Below are 19,715 nucleotides of genomic sequence, written 5' to 3'. Positions count from 1 at the left end.
GCAGCGCAAACTTTCTTCAGATCTTTCGTATCTGATCCTTCAGCCGTTTGATATGTCCGCGCCCCAACCCCTTGACCTCGCAGCCGAGAGAGAGGTAGCGGCAGATCCGGCTGTCATCGAGGATACCGAAGCAATCCACGACGGCACAGGGCTTCCCCACTTTATCCAGCAGCTCATCCGGTGAAAGAGACAGGTACGTTTGATGGCGGACGGCCAGAACCACGGCGTCGGCACCCTTGAGCGCCTCCCCCAGATCCTGCTGAATGCGGAGTTCCGTGAGCTTTTCCTGATTCCGGAAAAAGCGCGACCATGAATGCCCCGGCGCCGGATAGGTGTCCTGCTTTTCGAACTCCCACCAGTGCTGGACATAAGGATCGTGGACGGAAATTTCCCCCCCCATTTCCGTCAGTTTGCGCACGAGCATTTCGGAACCGCTGTAGCGCGTATCACCCACATCCTCGCGGTAGGAAGCGCCCAGAACGGCGATTTTTGATGCGGCAACGATCTTTCCCATATTGCGCAGGGCATCGCGGACCAGTTCCGCAGCATGGAGCGCCCGGGTGTCGTTGATGTCGATGGCCATGGGCGTCAGCTTGAAAATCTCATCGTCAAACCCCATGAGGGTCCGGTAGGCCCAGACACCCAGTCCGCCGTCCTTGGGAAGACAGTAACCGCCGATGCCGGGACCGGGGAAGATCATGTTCGAGTGGGTGGGACGCACCTTGATCGCCTGGATCACCTTGATGAGATCCACGCCGTTACGTTCGGCAAAGAGGCTCCACTCGTCGAGAAAAGCCAGCAGGGTGGCCCGGAAGGAGTTTTCTACGATCTTGCAGGTCTCACTCTCAATAGGCCGGTCCAGCACCGTCAGGGGGAATTTCTCCACATTCAGGATGTCTGAAAGGAATCGCGTCACACGCTGGCGGGCCGTTTCGTTCACCCCGCTGCAGACGCGCCAGAAATCGCGGATGGAAGCCACGTATTCCCGGCCAGGCATGACCCGCTCAAAGGAGTGTGCCAGCAGAGGTTCGGCGGAATTCAGGCCCCGCCTTTCCAAGGCTTTCTTGACGATGGGATAGGCGATGTATTCCGTTGTGCCGGGGGGAACGGTCGTTTCGATCAGGACGAGGCATTCCGGCCGGATCTTGTCGCCGATGATCCGCAGGCTCTCCTCCAGAGCGGCAATCTCCGCATGGCCTGTCTGGACGTCCCCCAGGTCTTCCTTGAAATAATCGCACTGCACGTCCACAACGACCACATCGGCCAGGGAAAGGGCATCTTCGGAAAAGGTCGCCATCAGCGTCTTCTTCTCTGTGACGCAACGGCGAATGAGCGGGACGACCTCTGGATCTTCCGCCTCCACGGGGGAAATGCCCCGGTTAAACAAGGGGATCTTCCAGAAAGACCGGACCGAGGGCCTCTGCATGCCAATGACGAACTTGTTGGGTTTGCCTGTCGCTTTGTCGACGGCGTCGGCCACGACACCGGCCATCACCGCACCGACAAAACCGAGCCCCATCACGACGACGATTTCCCGACCCAGGTCCCGCTGTGCATTCACCACCTGCTGCAGTCGTTCCAATTCTCCCGGATAGTCTTCCGGCAGAGGCAGGCTGAAGCTTTCGCCGCCCGGGCTTACTGAGAGCAATCTTTCCTCAGGATTCATAGACCTTCCTTTCTTCAACAGAAATTTATTGATTTCATGATTCACAGCGATCCATTTTCAGGGATGCCCTTCAGGACCTATCTCCGGACATGCGGAGGGACCGTTCAGCCTTCCCGTCCACAATAGAGGATCCGCCGACAGATCACAGCAAAAGACAGGCCACAGCATCATCCCGAATGCCCGATGCAAAGCGGAACGTATTGATAAGGATGAGGGCGGCCGGCCTGCACCGATGCAATGCCCCATGCGTTCGCGACACGAGCGGCGGTCCATTCATCAGCAGCTTTGGGATTGTTTTGATCGCGCAGCCATGGGATCGCCTTTTTTTTCAAAGCTCCATGACGCTGTCCCGGATCATGCCGGGCCGGGGGGAGGCCTTTTAAAAGTTGCAGGGCTTGAAGGTTTTGATCAACATGGCCGTCATCGGAAAAGGCAGCTGGTTTCATGAGGGTAACATCCGGCATCAAGAGCAGCGCTAACTGGGAAAAAAAGACGGCCCGGACCGGTCACAGCCAATAGTCGGAAAAAGCAGGTCAACCCGATTCACAAGCCGAAAACCAAGATCACATATCCTGAAAGGATGAGCCATCCTCCTGGAGATAAAAACGACGGCAGACCTTATTAAAAACCTTCCGGAAAGTCAATCTTTTTTAACCGTTCCGTGTGCCTGTTTCTCCGTAAAACGTCGTTGTTTTTTTCGCAAGATAAGTTGAATAAACCCTTTACAGACCGGATTATGAATCGGGGAAGCAGGACACGTCTCCGTCGGGAAAAAGAATGGGCTCAACGGATCCATTCCCCTCCCGAGGCAAAAATGCTTTTCTTTGACCTTCCCGATGTGATAAGCGCAGTTCTATCAAGGGACGGAGTGCAGCCTGTTGTCCACAGCATCCTGATCCGATGAGGCGCGCTGACCGCGTTGAATCGCATGGACCTTCAGCAACCGGGGAATCATTCCCCCCTGAGGTCTTCTCCCTAAGCGGAAGCCTTTCGTCTTCTTGAGAAAAAGAGCCCCCGAGAGTGGCGCCCCCCTTCGGGCATATCCCGGAAATAGACTGATTGTAAGGAGTTTCCATGCTTTCCGTTGGCGATCTCATTGATGCCTATTGTCTGCGCTGCAGACTGACCCTCTCCCACGTTATCCTCTACGAGGTGGGCGGAACCATTGACAAGGTCAAATGCAGGACCTGCGGTGCGGAGCACAAGTATCGCGGAATGAAGCCGGAAAGCCAGCGCGGCGCCGGCCTTCTGAAACGGGCTGAAGGAAGGCGGGGGACATCTGCAAGCCCCTCTTCGAAGGCCGAAAAGGCAAAACCGGTGCTCAGGGAATGGGCTCAAAAGCTTGAAGATCTCAAGAATGCAGGAGGAATCCGAACTTATTCCATCAGCGGAGCCTATTCTCCTGGAGAGGCAATCCGCCATCCGAACTTCGGAATTGGATTTGTGGAAAAGGTCATTTCCGAAACCCGGATGGATGTCCTTTTTCAGGATGCCCTGCGCCGAATGGCCATGAACATGCCCTGACCTATCCCTTGAGTTTTTTCACCAGCTCCGCCACCCTTTTTCCCAGTTTGGCTCCATTGGCCCTGGTGACTGCATCGGGCGCTCCGGCACAGGAGACGCCGTAATGTCCCGTGGCGTCCATGGGGTCTCCCACAACAATCATTCCGTAGATCAAAAGGACCTGGAGCAGGGCGATCAGGGTCGTTTCCTTGCCGCCGGAAAGGTCTCCCGACGTGGCAAAGGCGGCGCCGACCTTATCGGCCATTTTCGGGCGGACCCCTACGAAGGAATCCAGCATGGCCTTCATCTCCCCGGCCATCCCGCCAAAGTAGACGGGGGAGCCGATGATGATTCCATCAGAGTGGAGAAAGTCCTCTTTCGTCACCTCGGCGATCGGCTTCAGCAGACAGTCCACGGAATCCACCTCCTGAACGCCCCGGGCCACCTCCCCGGCCAACTCTTTCGTGTGACCTGTCCGGGAAAAATACGTAACCAGAACCTGCATCTTGACACCTCCTGATGTATAAATGAATGGACCTGTGCGGCAACGGATTTGTCTCGGGAATCTCTTCCGCCACCCTTCCGCCGCCGCTATTTCTCCTGGCCCGGAACCTTTGTTAACTCCAGGACAGCTGATGTCATGGCGGCAATCCCGCTCTGAATCGTCGGTTTCGGAACGGGCGCCAGATAGGGGCTGTGCAGGGGGGGCATGTTTCCCCTGGGATCCGCCATGCCCAGCCCGAAAAAGCAAAGGGGGATCCGCGGCTCTGTCAGGCCGAAATGGGCGAAATCCTCCGACACCGTTAACACGGGCATTTCAAGAACCCTGGAACGCCCGAAGGTCCGCCGGAATCGGCGAGCAAGCCTGCGGGTGAGCCTGGGATCGTTGTAAAGCGCCGGCGTGTAACCCCGGAGAGAAAGCCGTGGGAAACGGTTTTCTGGAATTCCGGCAGCCCAGGCAATTCCGTCAGCGGTCCGTTTAATGGAGCTGATGATCCGGTCGTGCTGTTCACGGCTCAGGGCCCGGATGCTGATCTGGAAGAAGGCCTTTTCCGGGATGATATTGTCCCTCGCGCCGGCGTGAATGGAGGAGACGGTGAGGACCACCGGTTCCGAGGGATCGGTTTCGCGGCTGATCAGGGTCTGAAAGGCCATGATCATCTGAGCCGACAGGACGATGGGATCAATGGCCTCATGGGGCCGGGCGGCATGCCCTCCCTTTCCGAACACGGTGAGCTCCACCGCTGTCGAACCGGCAAACCAGTAGCCTTCGCGGTAAAAGAGGGTTCCCACCGGTTCAGGCAGTACGTGAAGACCAAGGATAAAGGCGGGGCGGGGAAATCGGGAAAAGAGGCCATCGGCGATCATGGCCGCTGCGCCGCTGGCGTTCTCTTCCGCCGGCTGGGCAACCAGGACCAGGGTTCCCCGCCAGAGATCCCGGGCCTGCCCAAGCCATCGAGCCGTTCCGATAAGAACGGTCATGTGGACATCATGGCCGCAGGCGTGCATGACGCCGACGTTCTGACCCGCCTCCGTAAGCGTCCTGATCCGGCTCGCATAGGGAAGCCCGGTTTTTTCCGTAACCGGCAGAGCGTCGAGATCCGCCCGGATCATCACCACCGGCCCGGGACCGTTTTCCAGGACCCCCACCACGCCATAACCGCCAATCCGCGACGAAGTCCGGAAACCGGCCTTTTCCATCTCGGCCGCCATCCGGCGCGACGTTTGTTCCTCCTTTCCGGAAAGCTCCGGAAAACGGTGGAGATCCTGGTACAGGCTCTCCAGGAGGGGATATTCCTCATTCTGGCAGGCCATGATCGCGTTGAGCAGGCCATTCCTTTCGAGATCGGGACGTTTTCCGGAACGCATGCAACTTCCTTCTAAAATTTCAGTCTCTTCTTCATTCCCCGCATGGCGGCCATCCGCATTTTCCGGCATCCTGCAGGAATTTAAAGAGGCTGTCAGCGGCGGTCCTTCCGGCATTGAGGCATTCCGTGCCCCGGTTGCCGCCGGCGGAAGCGGTCTTTTCAGGGACTTCAAAATCCGCAACGATCCGGGGATCGATTTCTTCCGCTTTACTTGAGCCTTGAACACGACCCCGCATCTCTTTTGACTGCACCGGGCTGATTTCATTTTTTGCCGCCGGCAATGTGCAGGGCCAGCCAGGGAGCCAGGTTGAAGAGCCACGTTCCTGCTTTGAACAGGGCCATGCCAGTATAGTGAATCGCATCAAACGTCTCAACAGATATTTGAAACCATCGCCCATGAAGGCGATACATCCAGTCGTGAGCTAGAGCAAAAAACAGAAACCAGACGAGCAGAAGGCACAGGTTGATCAGGGTGCACCAGCCCAGAGCATTCCGAATATCCCTCAAAGCCATGACGTTTCCTCCTTGAAGAGATCGGGTCGACTGCGGCGGAAGGGGAGATCGGCCTCTCCCCCCGTCGCCCGGATCTTCTTCTGTCCAGTCCTTCCATGACCGCCTTCAGGGCAGCTGGCGCACCGCACTGTATACAAGATAGACGCCCAACCCCATGACAAAAACCCCGAAGGCCAGCTTCAGATGGGGGCCGCTGAGGCGGTTGGAAAGGATCGCACCGAGCCAGCCGCCCACAAACAGGGCGGCGGCAACGATGAGGGCGGCCTTCAGGTTGACCTGCCCGTGGCGGTAATATTCCAGCACGGCGGCAAGCCCCACGGGGGGGAGCAGGACGGCAAGGCTGGTTCCGATCGCGGAATGGGTGGAAAACCCGGCCAGATAGATCAGAGCGGGAACGATGAGCACCCCACCACCGATTCCGAACAAGCCGGCGGCGATTCCGGAAAAAAGCCCGATCAGGGTCAGTAGAATCAGCGAAGCGGGATGCATGGAAAAGATCCCCATGGTTCCGGGCATGACGGATATGTGAAGAGGGAAAGAGGAATTTTCATCGGAACCGATTTTTTCTTCCGGAAAATGGCCAACGGACCGGGGCCAATCCGGGGAATCAATAGAATTGACGAGTAATTTCAGACACATTCTGCCACAGGGCCCTGCCTGTGTCAAACAAAAACGGCAGAAACCACCAGAGGCGAAACACCGGGGCGGAGTTCCGAACAGTAGAACAGCCTCAGGGATTTGAGCTCCCCGTAACAGTCCGCCTGGATTCAGGCGGGTTCGCCCCTCAGGGGCCGGATCGGCCGTTTGCCATCAAGCCGCTGCAGGGCAGACAGCCCGGAATGAGAGGGCGGCGTCACCGGCGCAGCCTGAAAACCCTTACGCTTAAAACAACCAGGAGGTAAACCATGCCGGCAATGATGATCGTGGTGGCGCCCGCCGGAAGATCCGGCCCGTAGCTGACGGCCAGGCCGGCCGCAGTAAAAAGGGCGGTGAGCAGCGTGGAGAGAGCCATCATGTGCCACAGCCTGTTTGTCAGCTCCCCGGCCACGGCGGCGGGCAGGGTTATCAGCGCAATGACCATGACGATGCCGACCACCGTTACCAGAAGGACCACCGTCAGAGCCGTCAGGCACAGAAGCACCAGGTAGAACCATTCTACACGGATGCCCCGGAGCCGGGCGAATTCCTCGTCGAAGCACAGGGCGAGAAACTGGTTGTAGAAAAGCACACCGATCATCACGACCAGGACATCGAGTCCAGCGATCATCCAGATGTCCCGGGGCGAAACCATGAGGATGCTCCCGAAGAGATAACTCATGAGATCTTCGCTATAGCCCGGGGTCCTGTAAATGAAAAGGATTCCCGCAGCCATGCCGATGGCCCAGAGAGAGCCGATCACCGTATCCTCCCGCTGGCGCGCCCTCATGCTCACGACACCGATGATCACCGCGGACGCAAGGGCTGCGAAGACGGCGCCGTAGAGAGGATGCAACCAGTCCATGCCATAGACCGTCTGGCAGTAGCGTGCGGCGCCGAGGCCGCCAAGAACGGTGTGGGCAATGCTTCCGGCAATATAGGTGATGCGCTTGGTCACGACATAGCTGCCGATAATTCCACAGGCAACGCTCACCAGCAGACCGGTGAGAAGAGCGTACTGGAGAAAGGGGTATCGAGGAAGATCCGTCAGGAAAGCAGTCATTTTCCAGCCCTTTGTCAACCTTTGAGATTGTGCCGCACCATGCGGACATCGGAACCGTACAGATCAGCAATGACCTCACCGGTGACGGCCGTCGTGGGATGCACCTTGACCCGGCGGTTGACACAGATGACGCTCTCCACATACTGGGACACAAACCCCAGGTCATGGCTGACAACAACAACGGCAATGCTCTCGCTCATGGCATGGAGAAGCTCAAAAAGCTCCGTTTCCACCGCCATATCCACGTTGGAAGTCGGCTCATCCAGGAGGAGCAGTTCCGGTTCGGCGGCCATGGCCCTGGCAATGAGGACCCGCTGGCGCTGACCCCCGGAAAGGGCACTGAAGGGGCGATGACAGGCGTTATCCATTTCCAGCCTGCGCAGTGCTTCAAGGGCCATGGCCCTGTCCGCTTTGCCGTATGGGCCGAATCGCAGGCTTTTTCCTACACCGAGCCGGCCCATGAGGACAACATCCAGCACGCTGACGGGAAAATCCGGGTCAAACTGAACATATTGTGGCATGTACCCGATACGGGTCCGGGCCTTTTCGGGGGGTAGCCCAAAGACCTCGATCGTCCCCCGGGAAGGTTTGAGAAGCCCGAGCATGAGCTTCAGCAGCGTGGATTTTCCTCCGGCATTGGGACCGACAATGGACATGAAGGTCCGCTCCTGAATCGTGAAGTTCACATCTTCCAGGATCGGCGCCCCGCCATAGGAAAAGCTGACATTTTGAAAGGTGACAACAGAATTTTCGGCCATGGTTGCTTTCAGCGAAGCCCCTTTTCAACCTCGATTGCAATTTTCTCCATATTTTCAAGGTAATCCGGCGCCAGGGGATTGATGGGAACCACGACTCCCCCGATGGCCTTTGCGATAATTTCCGCACCCTTTCTTGAGAACTGCGGCTGTACAAACATGACTTTGACCTTGTCCCTCTTCGCCCGATCGATCAGATCAGCCAACTGCCTCGCACTGGGCTGCTTGCCTTCAACTTCGATCGGAATCTGCTTCAGGCCGTAAGCTTCGGCAAAGTAGCCAAAGGCCGGATGATAAACATACATCCTGCCGCCCCTGAAGGGCGCAAGGGAACGGGCAATCCGCGCATCCACCCGGTCCAGATCCGCCAGGAAGGCCTTCAGATTGGCCTCATATTCCTGCCTGTGAAGGGGGTCCAGCTGCTGAAGGGCCATCTGGATGTTCCGGGCCTGGATCTTCACAAGCTTTGGATCCATCCAGATGTGTGGATCAGGTTCTTTCCCCCCCTGTACCGCAGACCTCTTCTCATGCCCCTGCCCATGATCGTCGTGGCGTTCGTCAAGATATCGGAAAGGAACCCCCCTGTGGGTCTCCACGATCAAGAGATTCCTGTGTATTTGCCTGATTTTTCTCATAACCCCCTTTTCAGCGGGTACGCCTATGGAGAAAAAAGCCCTTGCCGCAGCAAGTTTCGCCATCTGCTTCGGCGTCGGTTCATAACTGTGGGGCGACTGCCCCTCTCCGATGAGAACGGTCACATCCACGCGATTTCCGCCCAAGCGCTCCAGGAAGAAGGCCTGAGGCACAATGCTCACAAATACTGGGATTCCGGGCTGTACCGCCTGCCCCCCGGCCAATGGCAACCACACGATCAACACGAACAGAAGCACGACAACGGTGCCAATTTTTTTCACTGAAACGATCTCCCTTTTCTTCTTTTTACACGCGCCCGATTGTTGGATTCTTTCTGCAAAAGGCCCCGACGCCGGTGCGGTTCTTCCGTCGGCTACTCATTCTCTTTCCTCGAACACTCGATGAAAAGCTCATGGCAGTCCTCGCACGTTTTGACGGTGTGATGCTCCGCAAATATCTCCCAGTGTTCTTTCTGCTTAGGAGTCAGGATGCCTGTTCCCCGGCACAGGGGGCATACATTATCGAGGGCCGACATAACGGCCGCCCTGATAAACTCCGATCGATTGGGGATATTTTTTATAACCCCCAAAAGATCATCATCCACCTTGAAGGTGATGATCCCTTCCTTTTTCTTCATCGCCGCACTCCCGGAGCTGATGCTTAAGTATTATTTAGTAATACCGGGGTGTCAAGGGTTATTCGCGGAATGAGACGATTTTACCCGGCAGGAATGCCGGTCAGCGATGACCTGCCCGGCCATTTCAACCGCCGTTGGCCTCCGTGACGGACTTGACGCCACATCCCCCTGTCATTGGGGGGGGACCCCCTCGGAAGGCCGGGGTCCGAGCGATGAAAACCGGAGCGGGCCTACCGAAGAAAGGGTGGCAATGCAGCGCACTTTAGTGGTAAGGGAAGCATGCGAAGCCCAACAGGGAACAGCCCACAACAATATGACGGTTCAGGCAATGAGGAACGACCGGGAAAATCAGACGCAGATTATTCTTGACAGCATCGAAGACGGTGTCTTCACCGTCGATTCCGAATGGAAGATCACATCCTTCAATCGCGCCGCCGAGAAAATTACAGGCATACCGAAAGAGGAGGCCCTGGGGAAGAAATGCCGCGAGGTTTTCAGGACCAGCATCTGCGATACGTCGTGCTCTCTCAGGCATACCGTCGAAACGGGGCAATCCGTTGTCAACCAGCCCATATTCATCGAAAATGCCGAAGGACGGCGCGTCCCCATCAGCATCTCCACCGCCCTCCTTAAAAACAAAAAGGGACAGGCCGTCGGCGGGGTCGAGACCTTCAGGGATCTCAGCCTGGTGGAAAATCTCCGCAAGGAGTTGTACAACCGCCAGTCCTTCCACGACATCATCAGCAAGAACAAAGAGATGCATCGTCTTTTCCACATTGTGGAACAGCTGTCCGACAGCGACGCCACGGTTATCATCTCAGGCGAAAGCGGAACCGGCAAGGAATTGTTTGCAAAGGCCATTCATTCCATGAGTTCGAGAAAGGACGGCCCTCTGATCACGATCAACTGCGGAGCCCTGCCGGACAATCTCCTTGAATCGGAATTGTTCGGCTACAAGGCCGGGGCCTTTACAGACGCCAAGAAAGACAAGCCCGGACGCATCACCCTGGCCCATGGTGGAACCCTGTTCCTGGACGAAATCGGAGACATCTCGCCGGCCATGCAGGTCAGGCTCCTCCGCGTTCTTCAGGAAAAGGTTTTTGAGCCACTTGGAGGAACCAAATCGGAAAAGGTGGATGTGCGGATCATTGTGGCAACCAATAAAGATCTGGAAAAGCTTGTCAGAGAAGGGGCCTTCCGGACGGACTTCTACTACAGGATCAATGTGGTCAACCTTTATCTCCCCCCTTTGAGGGAACGGAAGGAGGACATTCCCCTCCTGGCGGAACACTTCATTGGAAAATTCAACCGCCGCAAGGGAAAAGACATTCAGGGCTTTCAGCCGGAGGCGCTGGCGGTTCTCATGTCCCACGATTATCCCGGCAATATCCGGGAGTTGGAGAACATCATCGAATATGCGATGGTCGTCTGCAGAAACGGCCTGATCGACAGAAAACACCTTCCCGATTACCTCCTTCAGGGATCCGGCCGAGCAGACCCAAAGGATCTGTCTTCCGAACCAGGAACGATTTCCATGAAGGGGCAGGAAAAGGAGTTTATTTACAGTGCCCTGGCCGAAAACAACTGGTCCAGGAAACGCACGGCAGCCAGACTGGGCATTCACCCCGCAACCCTGTGGCGAAAAATCAAGCGGCTGAATATCGAGCTTCCCAGACAGGACGGACGATCCAAATAACCCGATTCCGCCTTTGTGATCCCGGCAGGGCATCTCCAGGCGGTATTGCATCGTTGCACTTGTGCAAAGAAGAGATTGCATTATTGCAATTGCGCCTCCATCTCCTGATCGCCCCCATCAAAGAATTTTCATCCATTTCGTTTGATTAACCAGGTAGATACATGACACGCCCCTGCCGGTGTTTTGTAATGGCATGGTCCATGCCATTACAAAACACCGGCAGGCATCCCTCTGACGGAGGTTCCGGTAAAGGGTGATGAGGTTCACCCGAAAAGCACCTGATGCGAACAAGGCGGGAACGGTCTGGCGATACGTTGGATGGATGTATTTTCAAGCAAACAGGAGATGATGATGATCATCAGCGTGGCAAGCGGAAAAGGCGGAACGGGAAAGACAACGGTGGCGACCAATCTGGCCGCTTCCGTGGGCGGGAAGGTCCTCCTCATGGACTGCGATGTGGAAGAGCCCAATGCCCATCTGTTTCTCAATCCGGTCTTTGAATCCACCCGCACGGTTACGACACCGGTCCCTGAAATTGATGAAGAAAAATGCACCCGCTGCGGGAAATGCGCCGAAATCTGCCAGTTTCGGGCACTGGTCGTCCTGGGCCAGACGGTGTTGTCCTTCGAAAATCTCTGTCACAGCTGCGGAGGCTGCGAAATGGTGTGCCCCGTTAAGGCCATCCGGTGGAAGGAGCGGGGACTGGGAACCATCCGGAAGGGGCGACGCAATGGGCTTGAATTCGTGGACGGACAATTAAGAATCGGAGAGGCGATGTCTCCCCCTCTCATAAGAGAAGTCCGCGCCCAGACGGCAGCGGAGGGACTGACGATCATTGACGCGCCGCCGGGCACATCCTGTCCCGTCATCGCGGCCATGAAGGGAGCCGATTTCGTTCTTCTGGTCACGGAGCCGACCCCCTTCGGCCTCCATGACCTGAAACTGGCGCTCGGGGCGGTCAGAATGCTCGGCATCCCCTGCGGCCTGGTCATCAACCGCTCCGACATAGGGTATGGGAAGGTGAAGGAATACGCCAGGGAGGAATCGCTCCCGGTTCTGATGGAAATCCCCTTCGATCGAGGCATTGCCGAGGCCTATTCCCGGGGTGAACTTCTGTCTGAAAACATGCCGGGATGGAAGGAAAAGTTTATGGAGTTATACCGGCGCATCGACTCTCTTGTGAAACGGGAAAAGTCCTCATGAAAGAACTGGTTGTTATAAGCGGAAAAGGGGGAACGGGAAAGACAAGCCTCACCGCGGCTTTCGCATCGCTCGCGAAGGGCATGGTCCTCTGTGATGCCGATGTGGACGCTGCGGATCTACACCTGCTCATGGCGCCGGAAATCATCGAACGGCATGATTTTCAGGGCGGCCATAAAGCGATCATCAATCCGGAGAAATGCCTGAGATGCGGCCTCTGCCGCGATCTATGCCGCTGGAGCGCCATTGATGAGGATTTTATTGTCTCGCACCTAGACTGCGAAGGCTGTGGAGTTTGCGTGTATTTCTGCCCGGAAGAGGCCATCGACTTCCCGTTGAGCACATGCGGTGAATGGTTTATTTCCCGGACACGTTTTGGCCCCATGGTCCACGCCAGGCTGGGAATTGCGGAGGAGAACTCAGGAAGGCTGGTGACCGTCGTGAGGCAGCAGGCGGCAAAGCTGGCTGAAGAGCAGAAACTGGATCTGATCTTGACAGACGGACCGCCCGGGATAGGGTGTCCCGTCATTGCATCCATCGGAACGGCCAGCGCCGTGCTCATTGTGGTGGAGCCCACCTTATCGGGAAAGCACGATATGATGAGGGTTGCCGAGCTGGCTGGGCAGTTCAGAATCCCGGCCATGGTCTGCGTCAACAAATCCGACCTGAACCCGGATGAAACCGGGGCCATAGAGGACATGGCAAGGGGAAAGGGCATTGAAGTCCTTCCGGGGGTCCCCTTTGACCCGGTCTTCACGAAGGCCATGGTTCAAGGTCAAACCCTGCTTGAGTATGATCCCCGGTCCGAGGCCGCGCTCAGGGTCAGTCGAATCTGGGAAAGGATTGCGGAAAGGCTGCAGATCAACCAGGCCTGACCGGGCAGTTTTCAAGAGGGCGCCCTTCCAGGCCACGGCCGGGAATTGGAAATCCTGCCATTGCCAGGTGTCCGAAGAAGAGAAGATAAAAACGATTAGATCGTAATTTAAGGAGGATATGAAAAATGAAGGATGGAAGAATCGCTATTCCGTCAATGGAAACCGGCGGCCTCGATGGCCACAGATCAGGCCATTTCGGCCATTGCGACGTCTTTACCCTGGTGGACGTTAAAGGCGGCGAAATCGAAAACGTAAGCACGATTGCAAATCAGAGCCACGTCCAGGGGGGGTGCATGGTGCCTGTTAACCTGCTGGCACAGCACAATGTGAATGCGCTGGTCGTCGGCGGGATCGGGTTGAGGCCCCTGATGGGTTTCCGCCAGGTCGGCATCAATGTGTACTATGATGTGACGCGGCCTGAAATCAGGCCCGTTGTTGAAGACCTCATCGCAGGGAAACTGCCCATGATCGAGGATGACCAGGTCTGCGGCGGTGGTGGCGGAAGATAGGAGGGAGGAGACCCGTAATGAAAATTGCCGTCACATCTCAGGGCAGGGAACTTGATTCCCAGGTCGATCCCCGCTTCGGCAGGGCGGCCTATATCCTTATCGTGGATTCGGAAACCATGGCGTTCGAGGTTCTGGACAACAGGGAGAATGTGAATTCTCTTAAAGGGGCGGGCATCCAGGCTGCGGCCGACGTCCACAACAAGGGCGCGGCAGTCCTGCTCACCGGCTTCTGCGGACCCAACGCCTTCAAAACCCTCAATGCCGCCGGCGTAAAGGTTGCGAATGACGCCTCCGGCACGGTAAGAGAAGCCGTTCAGGCGTTTCTGGACGGAAAGCTGACTTTTGCAGACAAGGAGAATGTGGAAGGTAACTGGTAACTCAATAACGAAAAGCCATAAAAGCGGGACAGGGCCGACGGCGAGGGGCAGGATCAGCAAACCGCCGGCAATCCCTGTCCTTTTTTAGCTGCGGCTCGCGGATGACGATTCAGGGGGATGTCATGCTGAAAATATTGTTGGTGAGGCGGGATGCCGATTCGTTGAGCAGCCTGTCATCCGCCCTGGGCGGATACAAAGAGGTTGAACTGGAGACGGCTTCATCGGGAGAAGAGGCCTTGACGCTGCTTTCAGGCCGCACGGCGGATCTCGTCGTGGCCGACGAAAACCTGGGGGACATGACGGGCATTGAACTGTCACGGAGACTTGTGAACGTCAACCCCATGATCAATTGTGCGGTCGTGAGCTCTCTGTCGCCGGAGGAATTCCATGAGGCCACCGAGGGACTGGGAATCATGTCCCAGTTGCCGGAACATTCAACGGCACATGATGCTGAAATAGTGATAAGCACCTTGAAGTGCATCAAGGGGATTCTGGATTAGGCGATCCGGCTCACCCGCTGATCAAGGGGCTCCACTGTCTCATGGCCCGGCATGATCGCAGCGGATCCCCTCCTGGAGAAAACATCGCGCCATGTGGTCTCTTCTTTCGTCCATCAACAAGAATCTGGTCATCGCCATCCTCCTTTTGATGGCGGCCGGATTTTGTTACGGCTTGGTCACCGATGCCGGGTGGGTCAAGTCCCTGATCGTCCCCTTCACCTTCCTGATGGTCTATCCCATGATGGTGACCCTCAGGATAAAGAAGGTGCTGGAGGGGGGCGACGGCAGAGCCCAGCTCCTAACCCAGCTCATCAATTTCGCGGTCATTCCCTTCGCCGCCTTCGGTTTGGGAAAAATATTCTTCCCCGAAAGCCACTTCATGGCCCTGGGCCTGCTCCTGGCTTCCCTGGTTCCCACAAGCGGGATGACCATTTCCTGGACAGGCTTTGCCAAGGGCAATCTTGAGGCGGCCGTGAAAATGACGGTGATAGGCCTCATCCTCGGATCGCTGGCCACGCCCTTTTACGTGCAATGGCTCCTGGGAACCCAGGTCACCGTCGATACGGCGGCCGTCATGACGCAGATCGCCTTCATCGTCTTTCTTCCCATGGCCGCGGGCTTTGCCACCCAGCAGGCCCTGGTGGCGAAGGTGGGACAGAAGGGCTTCCAGGACATCTGGGCGCCCCGCTTTCCGGCCCTGTCCACCATCGGCGTTCTGGGAATCGTATTCATCGCCATCGCTGTAAAGGCCCGGGCGGTTGCCGAACAGCCTCAGCAGCTGATCGGCATCTTTGTGCCTCTTTTGCTTCTCTATCTTTTCAATTACAGCCTGAGCACGATAACGGGAAAAAGCCTGCTTCCCAGGGGAGACGCCATCGCCCTGGTCTACGGCACCGTGATGCGCAACCTTTCCATCGCCCTGGCCATCGCCATGAACGCCTTCGGCCCCCGGGGGTCTGAAGCGGCTCTGGTCATCGCCCTGGCCTACATCATCCAGGTCCAATCCGCCGCCTGGTACGTGAAGCTGACGGATCGGATCTTCGGGCCGGCAGCTCCGGCGAAGCCCTGATCCCTCACGAAACACCGCAAATCCCGGGCAGGACCGCTCTTCTCGACAGGGGTCCCCCCCAGCCGCCCGTCAGCCCGCTCCCTGGCATGTATCCCCTTTCACGTCCAGGCCTTCTGCAACAGCCGGAAATTTCCCGATCTGCACCAATTTCTGACCGCGAGGCTTGCGGGCTTCGGCGCGCACCCAACCGAGAATCCTCTGGATCTTCCCATGGCAGCTTCCGCAGCCGCCCCCCGCCTTCGTGTAGTTCGTCACGTCTTCCAGGGCATCCAGACCATTTTCTGAAACGGCCTTCAGAATTTCCTGATCCGTCACGCCGAAGCATTCACAGATAATCTCTTCTGCTTCGGTTTCCCCCGGCTGCCCTCTATAGTAGGCAATCGCTTTTTCGAGAACCTGCTCCCCAAGAACGGAACAGTGCATCTTCTGCGGAGGCAGCCCCCCGAGGGAAGCGGCGATGTCCTGATTTGTGATCTTTTCAGCCTCTTCCACGGTCAAGCCCTTGAGCATCTCCGTCAAGGCCGACGCCGCCGCAATCGCACTGGCGCAGCCGAATGTTTTGAATTTCGCCTCCGTGATCCTTTTGTTTTCATCCACTTTGAACGTCAGGCGCAGTACGTCGCCGCAGGCAATGGAACCGACTTCCCCCACACCGTCTGGATCGGCGATTTCCCCTACATTGCGGGGTTTCCAGAAGTGCTCCATGACCTTATCCGTATATTCCCACATTGCTGCAACTATTTCCTTTTCATCAGAGATGGATGTCTCCGGCAAAAGACATCTTCGAGGTTTTTCAGGACACGCCCTTTCAACCTTTAAAAAACTGCCGTTTCGAAACAGATCCGTCAAACGTCGCTCACGGCTTCAGATCCTCCTTCAGGATCCTTATTTCTTTTCAGAGGGCAGCCAGGTGCTCCCAGGGAACCTTTTCCCGCAGGACCTCACCGACCCGCTCCTGCTGATCCCGGCTGATCCGCAGGCAAACGCCGCAGTCGGAACTGAGATGGCGGGGAACGGGAATGATCTTGTAGCTTATCCCGAGTCCCTTGAGGATTTTTTCCGCCTTCATGACGTAGTTGGCAGAAGGAAAAAGGTAGACCACATAGCCCGCTCCCACCGTCCTGGAAACGCCTTCCGGGATGCCCCGATCACCCGTTGCAGGGCCGGCCCCACTGCCCTCTCCTCCACGGAAGTTCCCCCCGGGGTTCTTCTGCCTGTAATCGGAGAGAGCCTTCTTCAAGGTCGTCTCGGCCAGAACAGCGCAGTGCATGTGCGTGTCCGGCAGCTTCCCGACCCGCTCCAGGATGGCCGTCGTATCGATGGTGTTCAACTCCGGAAACGTCTTGCCGCGGGCAAGCATCCCCACCGTCTCCACGCACATCTTGCTGATCGCGCAGCCATCGGTCCAGCAATGAACATCCTCGACCTTCGGTCCGTTGAACTTCAGGGCGATCTCCATGGTGTCACCGCATGAACCGGTCACCTTCGCAATCCCGTCGGGATTCTCCATGAGAGAATTCAGATAATAGTGAAGAACGAACCACAGAAGGGCCACCCCTGTGATCGCCAACACCGTCATCAGCAGATTGAAGACCGTCATTCCCATTCTCCGGTTGGTGCGGATCCATATCACGGCCCTGCCTCGAGGGCCTGACAAGAGCTCCTAAATATCACCCTGACGTTGGAATTGGAATAATTTCTTTTCGACGGCTTCCCTGCAAGGACGGTCGCCTTCCCCTTGCGCGAATCTTCAGGAAAACACGAATACGGCGGCCGCCAGGACGGTCGTGTAATCCGTGCCTTTTACGATACTGGACTGAGTGACGTTTCTGGTGCCCACAATCTTTCCGCTGATTTTAAAAATCTCCTTTTTTTCATCCCAGCTTTCTTCAATGTTAAAATCGATTCCCAGGGTGGACGCCAGCATCGCCGCCGCCAGATCTTCCGCATACTCTCCGGCCTGCCTTTCCGTCTGCCCGAAGGCGTGATGTTCGCTGATGTAACCGTAAGTGGTCTTATCCGCCGGGATGGCGCAGCCGACAGAGGCCGCCAGCAGCCTTCTGGGTTCATTGCTGGCGCAGCGGCTCATGACGCAGTAGGTTATTGAGCCGGGTTTCAAAAAACGCAGGCCTTCCGTTCTCGAAATCACCCGGCAGCCGGGAGGCATGATGCTGGACACCTGCACCAGATTGCACTTTTCGATTCCCGCATCCCGAAGGGCCAGTTCAAAGGAGTGCAGCTCCGCCCGATGAGTCCCAACGCCTTTCGTGAAGAAAATTTTATTTGGTAAAAACATGTTATTCCGTTTCCCTTATGCGTAATGCCCGGAGTTGAGAATCCCGGACCGTTTTTATTTTTGATGGAACAGGCGGAAGCGGCGGGTTATTTGCCCGATGTTCCGCGCCTTCCGCAGGTTTCAGGGCCATCTTCAATCCGATTGCGTATTGATCAGGCCGCCCTCCTCCACATCGAGAAAGCGGTTCCCGAAGGCATCGCGCAGCATCTGGACAGCAAGTTCCCCCGTACAATGCGTTGGAGCGACCCGCTGAACGCCGAACATCCGCAAAGCGGCAATTTCCACCGATATCTCTTCCCTGGAGCTGTTCAGCAGGTGAAAACCGCCCATCAACAGGGTAACCGGGTCGGGAAACCGTCTCCGCACGCACTGAAGGATCGGGGAAAGGCCCGGATGAGCGCATCCCGTCAGAACGGAAAGCCCCGGCGGCTCCTGAATCACCATAAACTGCTCCCACAGGGGATTCCCGCTCCACGTTCCGGCGATTTCGCCCGACAGGAAAACACCCTTTTCAATTTCGAGCCAATCGGCCACTTCCACCACCGGCATTCCCAACCCCTTGATCCAGGCCTTTACCGAACGTTCCGTGGAGGGGCAGATATAGACGGTGGCCTTTGGATTCTGCTCTGCAAGCGCCACCAGACCGTCCACATGGTCCCAATGCTCGTGAGAGAGGACGACATGCCGGATCCGGGAAACGTCTTCAGCCGTGCGGCAGAGGTTCTCCCGGAACACGGACGGCATGCCGAAGGTATCAAGAAGCACGGAGTTCCCGAGGAGGAGTGACAGACCCCATCGCCTCTCTCTGTGCTCCCGGGGGGTCGACCCTGTCGCCACGACTCGAATGTTCATGGCGTCACCGTGGACGTTCCGCGCTTCATCCTTTTATCCAATTCCCTCATTTCCTTCATCAGAGATCGAGCAGCGGTTCGACGATCCGCTTGAACGCTGCCGCGGCCTCGGTATTCTGATGGTAGTAGATGAAGGGCTTTCCCTCATCCGAGGATGTCACGATCTGGGGATCGAGGGGAACCCTGCCCAGAAAGGGCACCTCCATCCGCCTGGCCATTGCCTCACCGCCTCCCTGTTTGAAGAGGTCGATCACCTTCGAGCAGTGCGGACAGATCAGGCCGCTCATGTTTTCGATGACGCCGAGGACAGGGATGTTCAGCTGCCGGCAGAACGTCACGGATTTGCTGACATCGATCGTCGATACATCCTGGGGCGTTGTCACGACCACCGCCCCATCCGCCTCCGGTATGGTCTGGGCCACGGTGAGCGGTTCGTCTCCCGTGCCGGGAGGAAAATCGATGACGAGATAGTCCAGCTCCCCCCATTCAACGTCTCCGAGCAGCTGCTTGATGGCATGGATTTTCAGAGGCCCGCGCCAGATGACGGCATCTTCCGGCTTTGCCAGCAGAAATCCCAGGGACATCACCTTCATTCCGCCCTGAATCAAAATGGGAAGCAGCCCCGTTTCCGTTGCCTGCGGCCTCCTCCCCTCCAGGTGAAGAAGCGTTGGAATGCTTGGGCCATGGAAATCCACATCCAGAAGCCCAACGCGCTTTCCTTCGAGGGCGAGGGCAATCGCCAGATTGACGGCGACGGTGCTTTTGCCGACACCGCCTTTTCCTGACAGCACCAGGATTTTATGGGCAATGCGCTGCATGTTTCTCTTCACTTTCTCATCATCGCTGAGATTCTCCATCGATCTGTCCGGCTGTCCCCCCTCCACTGGACACTCGCCGTTCTCCGGGGAATGATCTGTATCCTTTGAACTCATAACGCCTTTCTCCTTTTCCTTAGTGATTGCTGTATATTCGACAGAAATTTTTTGGGAGCACCTTAATTGTTCGCCCCGTCTGATGTTATTCCTCTGCCGGAAGACGATGCATGGGAAACAGGCCGTTTCCATTCGA

General features: G+C 56.8%; 24 protein-coding genes. 8 read left to right on the top strand and 16 right to left on the bottom strand.

Going from position 1 to position 19,715, the window contains the following annotated elements:
* Nucleotides 1-16: 16 nt before the first annotated feature.
* Both ACJ77P_RS04430 and ACJ77P_RS04425 read right to left on the bottom strand, forming a co-directional pair.
* Nucleotides 17-1,666, bottom strand: a complete 1,650-nt coding sequence (locus tag ACJ77P_RS04430) for a nucleotide sugar dehydrogenase (protein ID WP_367359475.1) — start codon at nt 1,664-1,666, stop codon at nt 17-19.
* 167 nt (nt 1,667-1,833) lie between these two features.
* Nucleotides 1,834-2,112, bottom strand: a complete 279-nt coding sequence (locus ACJ77P_RS04425) for a hypothetical protein (protein WP_367359476.1) — start codon at nt 2,110-2,112, stop codon at nt 1,834-1,836.
* Nucleotides 2,113-2,740: 628 nt separating this feature from the next.
* Here ACJ77P_RS04425 and ACJ77P_RS04420 point away from each other — a divergent pair.
* Nucleotides 2,741-3,190, top strand: coding sequence for a hypothetical protein (locus tag ACJ77P_RS04420; RefSeq protein WP_408999085.1), 450 nt, complete (start codon nt 2,741-2,743; stop codon nt 3,188-3,190).
* A 1-nt stretch (nt 3,191) separates the two neighbouring features.
* On the opposite strand, the gene ACJ77P_RS04415 is transcribed toward ACJ77P_RS04420, so the two are convergent.
* The 9 genes from ACJ77P_RS04415 to ACJ77P_RS04375 all read right to left on the bottom strand — a co-directional run bounded on the left by ACJ77P_RS04415 (nt 3,192) and on the right by ACJ77P_RS04375 (nt 9,274).
* Entirely contained in the window at nt 3,192-3,674 is a 483-nt protein-coding gene (locus tag ACJ77P_RS04415; protein WP_408999084.1) for a flavodoxin family protein, read from the bottom strand.
* Nucleotides 3,675-3,760: 86 nt separating this feature from the next.
* The gene (locus ACJ77P_RS04410) at nt 3,761-5,038 is read right to left on the bottom strand and encodes an amidohydrolase (protein ID WP_408999083.1); all 1,278 of its coding nucleotides are present in this window, start codon (nt 5,036-5,038) and stop codon (nt 3,761-3,763) included.
* Nucleotides 5,039-5,069: 31 nt separating this feature from the next.
* Nucleotides 5,070-5,288 (bottom strand): hypothetical protein, encoded by a 219-nt coding sequence (locus ACJ77P_RS04405; RefSeq protein WP_367359480.1) that lies wholly within the window; start codon nt 5,286-5,288, stop codon nt 5,070-5,072.
* A 10-nt stretch (nt 5,289-5,298) separates the two neighbouring features.
* Nucleotides 5,299-5,550 (bottom strand): DUF6868 family protein, encoded by a 252-nt coding sequence (locus tag ACJ77P_RS04400; protein WP_367359481.1) that lies wholly within the window; start codon nt 5,548-5,550, stop codon nt 5,299-5,301.
* A gap of 105 nt (nt 5,551-5,655) precedes the next feature.
* A complete protein-coding gene (locus ACJ77P_RS04395; protein ID WP_367359482.1) occupies nt 5,656-6,189 on the bottom strand; it encodes a sulfite exporter TauE/SafE family protein in 534 nt (177 codons plus the stop codon).
* A 214-nt stretch (nt 6,190-6,403) separates the two neighbouring features.
* Nucleotides 6,404-7,249 carry a metal ABC transporter permease gene (locus tag ACJ77P_RS04390; protein ID WP_367359483.1) on the bottom strand — a complete coding sequence of 282 codons (846 nt, stop codon included), beginning with the start codon at nt 7,247-7,249 and terminating at the stop codon, nt 6,404-6,406.
* A 14-nt stretch (nt 7,250-7,263) separates the two neighbouring features.
* A complete protein-coding gene (locus ACJ77P_RS04385) occupies nt 7,264-8,007 on the bottom strand; it encodes a metal ABC transporter ATP-binding protein (protein ID WP_408999082.1) in 744 nt (247 codons plus the stop codon).
* A gap of 8 nt (nt 8,008-8,015) precedes the next feature.
* Nucleotides 8,016-8,918, bottom strand: coding sequence for a metal ABC transporter solute-binding protein, Zn/Mn family (locus ACJ77P_RS04380; RefSeq protein WP_367359485.1), 903 nt, complete (start codon nt 8,916-8,918; stop codon nt 8,016-8,018).
* A 92-nt stretch (nt 8,919-9,010) separates the two neighbouring features.
* Nucleotides 9,011-9,274, bottom strand: coding sequence for a ribbon-helix-helix domain-containing protein (locus ACJ77P_RS04375; protein ID WP_367359486.1), 264 nt, complete (start codon nt 9,272-9,274; stop codon nt 9,011-9,013).
* 250 nt (nt 9,275-9,524) lie between these two features.
* On the opposite strand from ACJ77P_RS04375, the gene ACJ77P_RS04370 reads away from it, so the two are divergent.
* From ACJ77P_RS04370 to ACJ77P_RS04340, 7 genes are all read left to right on the top strand, one after another.
* Nucleotides 9,525-10,970, top strand: coding sequence for a sigma-54 interaction domain-containing protein (locus ACJ77P_RS04370; protein ID WP_408999081.1), 1,446 nt, complete (start codon nt 9,525-9,527; stop codon nt 10,968-10,970).
* Nucleotides 10,971-11,321: 351 nt separating this feature from the next.
* Nucleotides 11,322-12,173, top strand: a complete 852-nt coding sequence (locus ACJ77P_RS04365) for an ATP-binding protein (protein ID WP_367359720.1) — start codon at nt 11,322-11,324, stop codon at nt 12,171-12,173.
* Nucleotides 12,170-13,045: a 4Fe-4S binding protein gene (locus ACJ77P_RS04360; protein WP_408999080.1), complete on the top strand. Its 876-nt coding sequence runs from the start codon at nt 12,170-12,172 to the stop codon at nt 13,043-13,045. The genes ACJ77P_RS04365 and ACJ77P_RS04360 overlap by 4 nt, the downstream gene beginning before the upstream one ends.
* Before the next feature lie 125 nt (nt 13,046-13,170).
* Nucleotides 13,171-13,554 (top strand): NifB/NifX family molybdenum-iron cluster-binding protein, encoded by a 384-nt coding sequence (locus tag ACJ77P_RS04355; RefSeq protein ID WP_367359489.1) that lies wholly within the window; start codon nt 13,171-13,173, stop codon nt 13,552-13,554.
* A 17-nt stretch (nt 13,555-13,571) separates the two neighbouring features.
* A complete protein-coding gene (locus ACJ77P_RS04350; RefSeq protein WP_367359490.1) occupies nt 13,572-13,931 on the top strand; it encodes a NifB/NifX family molybdenum-iron cluster-binding protein in 360 nt (119 codons plus the stop codon).
* 122 nt (nt 13,932-14,053) lie between these two features.
* Nucleotides 14,054-14,431 carry a response regulator transcription factor gene (locus ACJ77P_RS04345; protein WP_367359491.1) on the top strand — a complete coding sequence of 126 codons (378 nt, stop codon included), beginning with the start codon at nt 14,054-14,056 and terminating at the stop codon, nt 14,429-14,431.
* A gap of 91 nt (nt 14,432-14,522) precedes the next feature.
* Nucleotides 14,523-15,500: an arsenic resistance protein gene (locus ACJ77P_RS04340; RefSeq protein ID WP_408999079.1), complete on the top strand. Its 978-nt coding sequence runs from the start codon at nt 14,523-14,525 to the stop codon at nt 15,498-15,500.
* A 69-nt stretch (nt 15,501-15,569) separates the two neighbouring features.
* Here the strand turns inward: ACJ77P_RS04340 and ACJ77P_RS04335 are convergent, their stop codons facing one another.
* The 5 genes from ACJ77P_RS04335 to ACJ77P_RS04315 all read right to left on the bottom strand — a co-directional run bounded on the left by ACJ77P_RS04335 (nt 15,570) and on the right by ACJ77P_RS04315 (nt 19,579).
* Nucleotides 15,570-16,229: an iron-sulfur cluster assembly scaffold protein gene (locus tag ACJ77P_RS04335; RefSeq protein ID WP_408999078.1), complete on the bottom strand. Its 660-nt coding sequence runs from the start codon at nt 16,227-16,229 to the stop codon at nt 15,570-15,572.
* Between the two features lie 166 nt (nt 16,230-16,395).
* Nucleotides 16,396-17,100, bottom strand: coding sequence for a putative Se/S carrier-like protein (locus tag ACJ77P_RS04330; protein WP_408999077.1), 705 nt, complete (start codon nt 17,098-17,100; stop codon nt 16,396-16,398).
* A gap of 150 nt (nt 17,101-17,250) precedes the next feature.
* Entirely contained in the window at nt 17,251-17,796 is a 546-nt protein-coding gene (locus ACJ77P_RS04325) for a pyruvoyl-dependent arginine decarboxylase (RefSeq protein WP_367359494.1), read from the bottom strand.
* A gap of 132 nt (nt 17,797-17,928) precedes the next feature.
* Complete coding sequence (locus tag ACJ77P_RS04320) at nt 17,929-18,648, bottom strand: MBL fold metallo-hydrolase (protein WP_408999076.1); 720 nt, start codon at nt 18,646-18,648, stop codon at nt 17,929-17,931.
* 58 nt (nt 18,649-18,706) lie between these two features.
* Nucleotides 18,707-19,579 carry a P-loop NTPase gene (locus ACJ77P_RS04315; RefSeq protein WP_408999075.1) on the bottom strand — a complete coding sequence of 291 codons (873 nt, stop codon included), beginning with the start codon at nt 19,577-19,579 and terminating at the stop codon, nt 18,707-18,709.
* Nucleotides 19,580-19,715: the final 136 nt, after the last annotated feature.

Source organism: Syntrophus buswellii (assembly GCF_046097065.1).
Taxonomy (GTDB): Bacteria; Desulfobacterota; Syntrophia; order Syntrophales; family Syntrophaceae; genus Syntrophus; species Syntrophus buswellii.
Note: the sequence above shows the minus strand (reverse complement) of the source record. Positions and strands in the feature narration are given on the sequence as shown.